The sequence below is a fragment of the Psychrobacter sp. HII-4 genome, assembly GCF_904846595.1.
Lineage (GTDB): Bacteria > Pseudomonadota > Gammaproteobacteria > Pseudomonadales > Moraxellaceae > Psychrobacter > Psychrobacter celer.
In genome coordinates this window covers 1-1,241 of record NZ_CAJHBJ010000095.1, presented here as the reverse complement: position 1 = coordinate 1,241, position 1,241 = coordinate 1, and the positions used below count along the sequence as shown (strand labels likewise).

Sequence of the window (1,241 nt, the reverse complement as noted above, 5' to 3'; positions counted from 1 at the left end):
GTATGGTCATACCATCAGCGATGCTAAAAAGTACCTGTTTGCGATAGTCTATTGAATAAGTCATGGTTCATTTCATTAAATGCAATTGTTAATAGGATTGTATCGGTTTTATTTGGATTAGACTATATAGAAGCAAATATCGAAAAATATTTTCAAGGAGACAACGTGGCTATGGCGAAAGCCATATTTAACGAAGATACCAATGAGATTACCCGATTAGTTAAAGAAGAAGGCTATGATGTTGATACTCGCGATATTATAAGGCGTGGCTTCTGGACGTACCAGTGGACATATCTCAACTATGCTGTGACCAAGGGTAAGCGTAAATCAGTCATAGCTTTACTTGATCTAGGAGCTGACATTAATAAGCTGCTTATGGTTGCTTATGCAGATAGCAACTTAAACTTAGCAGCAGGTCATTGCGATCATGCCATGGTCGAACTATTACTAAATCATAACGTTAAAATGAATCATACGATAGCAACGTCCCCCTTTGAATATGCAATGTTAAACGATTGCTATAGCGAGGAGCTGTTTGATCTACTGATTGAGCATGGCGCAAATATTGATCATCCACATTATATAAGTGGTAATACTCCGCTTATGACTGCCTACGACATAGATAATCTCGAAGCTGTTGATTACTTTCTGAATAAAGGAGCTGACCCTACAAAGGTTAATTCTAATGGACATAGTTTTGCTAGCTTTATACAGCTAGATTTAGATAACAATAAAAAACGTGAAACCGCCCTGAAATACAAACAACATATGATCAATGACTATGGTATCCAGTATCCTATAAACGTTTCTTATAGAAAAGGCATTAAGCAGTCAATAAAAAGATATGAGATGACTACTGCTAAGGAGAGAGAACTTTTAGGAGAGGAGGAGATAGAGCTAATTAACGATATGCGAGAGAGTTTAATAACAGGTATTTTTAGTGGCGTACCCATTGATTAAACAGTTTGACGTTCTATACAACAGCGCCAATCCGCCCCCATGGGGCTACCCGCAAGCAGCCAAGAAGTCTGGCATCAAATCCAAAAGCTTTAACTCGCCCCTTGATAACTACAACGAGCTCATGTTCAATGACGATGCCGGCTTTGAGCTGGTCAACTTGCAGGCGCAGCGTGATTTAAACTCACTGGTGAAGAACGATGAGACTCGCAGAGTCAACCGTGACCGTACCACCACCATTGATAAAGATGAGACCGTGACGGTACATGGCAAGCGTACTGAAA

Annotated in this window: 2 protein-coding genes; both read left to right on the top strand. The window is 39.8% G+C overall.

The features are described 5' to 3' along the window. The first annotated feature begins 51 nt into the window (after positions 1 to 51). Positions 52 to 960, top strand: a complete 909-nt coding sequence (locus JMX98_RS13870; RefSeq protein ID WP_201587410.1) for an ankyrin repeat domain-containing protein — start codon at positions 52 to 54, stop codon at positions 958 to 960. Further along, positions 953 to 1,241: bacteriophage T4 gp5 trimerisation domain-containing protein (locus JMX98_RS13865; protein WP_413786564.1), on the top strand; the 289-nt coding region annotated here is incomplete at its 3' end. The genes JMX98_RS13870 and JMX98_RS13865, both read left to right, overlap by 8 nt.